The sequence below is a fragment of the Pseudomonas sp. K2I15 genome (assembly GCF_002204795.1).
Classification (GTDB): domain Bacteria; phylum Pseudomonadota; class Gammaproteobacteria; order Pseudomonadales; family Pseudomonadaceae; genus Aquipseudomonas.
Genome location: NZ_NIXO01000128.1, coordinates 1 through 3,543, shown reverse-complemented (window position 1 = coordinate 3,543; position 3,543 = coordinate 1). Strand labels below are relative to the sequence as shown.

The 3,543-nt window shown below is 57.6% G+C and carries 3 protein-coding genes; 1 reads left to right on the top strand and 2 read right to left on the bottom strand.

What is annotated here, in order from left to right; translation table 11 throughout:
- Nucleotides 1-109: 109 nt before the first annotated feature.
- Nucleotides 110-1,069: a leucyl aminopeptidase gene (locus CEC48_RS30655; RefSeq protein WP_088427233.1), complete on the bottom strand. Its 960-nt coding sequence runs from the start codon at nucleotides 1,067-1,069 to the stop codon at nucleotides 110-112.
- Nucleotides 1,070-1,146: 77 nt separating this feature from the next.
- A complete protein-coding gene (locus CEC48_RS31675) occupies nucleotides 1,147-1,284 on the bottom strand; it encodes a hypothetical protein (RefSeq protein ID WP_003175756.1) in 138 nt (45 codons plus the stop codon).
- A 419-nt stretch (nucleotides 1,285-1,703) separates the two neighbouring features.
- On the opposite strand from CEC48_RS31675, the gene CEC48_RS30650 reads away from it, so the two are divergent.
- Nucleotides 1,704-3,110 (top strand): amino acid permease, encoded by a 1,407-nt coding sequence (locus tag CEC48_RS30650; protein ID WP_088427232.1) that lies wholly within the window; start codon nucleotides 1,704-1,706, stop codon nucleotides 3,108-3,110.
- Nucleotides 3,111-3,543 lie beyond the last annotated feature (433 nt).

Sequence of the window (3,543 nt, the reverse complement as noted above, 5' to 3'; positions counted from 1 at the left end):
CTTGCTCGCGAATGCGGTGTGTCAGTTGATACATCTGGTGACTGACCCACCGCATTCGCGAGCAAGCCCGCTCCCACATTGTTGATCTCCATTTGTTTTGAAAGTCGTCTCAGAACATGAACGCGCCATCAAACACCGGCTTGTCGTCGAGGGCCAACACGCCGCTGGCAAAGATCAAATCCAGATGATGGCTGCCTTTCTGCCCGCCCCCCAAGCCCAGGTGAAGCCCGCAATGGCGCTCTTCAAAGCCGGCATTGCGTGCATACAAATCCTTCACCCCTTCATTGGTGCCGATGCCCAGTTCCTCCACCCGGCGGTTGGACGGGTTGGCATTCAGGTATTTGTTGAAGTCATCCGCCAGCCCCGGCACTTCACTGGCCACGGTGCAGATAGTCGAGTTCTCGATCCACAATTCCAGCGGTGATTGCAGCACGCCGTATTTGCGCGCGAACGGAATGGTGCTGAGGAAGGTGCCTACAAACCGCACCTGGCCGTTGATGGCCTCGCTGTGGGTGGCGATCTCGCCGGGCGCCAGGTCGTGGTTGCCGACGCCGTTGATATTGGTCCACTTCTTGATGCTGCTCATGGGCGCTTCAAGGCGCGAGCCATGCTGGTCGGTGAAGCTCAGCACGCTGGCCTGGGACATGCGCCGGATCAACGTGGCGTTGAGGTCGGCAATCCGCTGTGGCGCGACGCTGAAGGTGTCGTAGAAATAGTCGCCGTAGTCCTTGAGCAGCAGGGATTTTTTCCAGTGCTCGGCCATCACGCCTTGCAGCGCGCGGATAAAGTCCGGGCCTTCGGCACGCGGGTTGGGCAAGGTCGAGGAATCGTAGAGAAACATGTACAGGTCGCAGTCTTCGATGGCCTTGGCCAGCGTTTCGCTTCGGGCCTGGTCCAGGCGTTGTACCTGGAAGTCGAAGCGGGCGGCGCTGCCCTGGATGATCGACTGGGCGATGGCGTCGTAGCGTTCGGTATGGCCGAGCAAAATGGTGGGGTGGTGCAGGCCGGCGAGGGCCGGGTGATGGGCGAGGTAATACAGAAAATGTTCGACGGCGCGGGCCTTGTCCATGACGTCCTTCCTTCAAAGCCTTCGGTAGGAGCAGTGGCAGGTGCGGCGTCCCGCACCTGCCGGGGTGCCTGGTCAGATTAGAACGGCCACATCGCGGTACCGAACGGCACGACGGCATCGGCTTGCATCATTTCAACGGCGGCCTCGTGGGTCGGCGCTTCAAACCAATCGTCGAGTTGCAGTTCGGTTTCCAGGTCGTTTTCCAGTGCTTGCATGGTGAATCTCCTAGATGACGTTGTTTGAGAACGAGCTTGCCAGCGGCTGCGCTGGGCAAGTGGATGAACCTAGAAGAGTGTGTTTGAGAATGCAAAATTTTTATTGACACGGTTTCATTTGGATTTTTTGTTCTGTTTTTATGGCGATTTGGTTTATCCCGGTGAAACAGGCAGTTGGCGGCGTCTTTCTGTGGGAAACGTCCTGCCGTCAACTTCTCGCTATCTGAAAGAATTTTCCTAATGTCCCTCCTGTCTGCCGCACTCCATCCTGTCGGCCCAGACAGGTTTGGCGGTGTACAATGCGCCGCGTTTTACTGTGATCCCACTATTCAGGGCCATCCGCCCCGTGCACTCCGCCTGGCCACAAGCCAGTCGGCTTCGATTTCGTCACAGATCAAACCTTGCGTGAGACCCTTTCCATGAGTGAAGCCAACTCGCATTCAGGCGAACTGAAGCGCGGCCTGAAAAATCGCCATATTCAACTGATCGCCCTCGGTGGCGCGATTGGCACCGGGCTGTTCCTGGGCTCGGCCGGCGTACTGAAATCCGCCGGGCCCTCGATGATCCTCGGCTATGCCATCTGCGGTTTTATCGCCTTCATGATCATGCGCCAGTTGGGCGAGATGATCGTCGAGGAGCCGGTGGCCGGTTCCTTCAGTCACTTTGCCCACAAGTACTGGGGCGGTTTCGCCGGCTTTCTGTCCGGCTGGAACTGCTGGATTCTGTACATCCTGGTGGGCATGTCGGAGCTGACGGCGGTCGGCAAGTATGTGCACTACTGGTGGCCGGAGATCCCTACCTGGGTGTCGGCGGCGGCGTTTTTTGTGTTGATCACTGTGATCAATCTTTCCAACGTCAAGGTCTTTGGTGAGGCCGAGTTCTGGTTTGCGATCATCAAGGTGGTCGCCATCGTCGGCATGATCGCCCTGGGCAGTTATTTGCTGGTGAGCGGCACCGGTGGGCCGCAGGCTTCGGTGAGCAACCTGTGGGAACACGGCGGGTTCTTTCCCCATGGTGTGGGTGGTTTGGTGATGGCCATGGCGATCATCATGTTCTCGTTTGGTGGCTTGGAGATGCTCGGGTTTACTGCGGCCGAGGCGGACCAGCCGCGTACGGTGATTCCGAAGGCGATCAATCAGGTGATCTACCGGATTTTGATTTTCTACATTGGTGCGTTGGTGGTGTTGTTGTCGTTGACGCCCTGGGACAGTTTGTTGGAGACCTTGAACGCTTCCGGTGACGCTTATAGCGGCAGCCCGTTTGTGCAGGTGTTTTCGATGTTGGGCAGTAATACGGCGGCGCATATTCTCAATTTTGTGGTGTTGACGGCGGCGTTGTCGGTTTACAACAGCGGGACATATTGCAACAGCCGGATGTTGTTGGGGATGGCTGAGCAGGGGGATGCGCCTCGCGTGCTGGCCAAGATCGATAAGCGTGGGGTGCCGGTGCGGGCGATTCTGGCGTCGGCGGTGATTACGCTGGTGGCGGTGTTGATGAATTATCTGATTCCGCAGCATGCGCTGGAGTTGCTGATGTCGCTGGTGGTGGCGACCCTGGTGATTAACTGGGCGATGATCAGTTTTTCGCATTTCAAGTTTAGGCAGCATATGGATCGGACGGGGCAGGTGCCGTTGTTCAAGGCGCTTTGGTATCCGTATGGGAATTATGTTTGTCTGGCGTTTGTGGTGTTTATTTTGGGGGTTATGTTGCTGATTCCGGGGATTCAGGTGTCGGTGTATGCGATTCCGGTTTGGCTGGTGTTTATGTGGGTTTGCTACGGCATTAAGAACAAGCGCAAGGCTCGGGAGGCGGTGGTGTTGAGTTGATGGTGTACATATCCGTTGCTGCGGTAACGGCGTCTTAGGGTTCCGCTCTTACAGCGGGTCACTTTTGGCAAACGCCCCAAAAGTAACCAAAAGGTCTTTGCCCCACCACTCGGTGCCTCGCCTAGGCTCGGCATGCCCGCACTCCGGCCCGTCTCCGCGGGCCGCCGCGACGGCCCGTCCCTGGCCCGTCGCGGCTAAATCGGCATCCTTGCCGATTTACCCGCTCCACCGTGCCTACTTGCGGCCATCGTGGTTAACGGGGCGCCGCAGATCAAGATCAAAAGCAAGAGCACAGCGGCCTACCGGCCGGCTTGAGTGGTAAAAGCAAGAGCAAGAGCAACGGCAAGGGCACACGCGGTCAAAAATGTGGGAGCGGGCTTGCTCGCGAATGCAGTCTTTCAGTTGATGCATTCGGTGACTGACACACCGCATT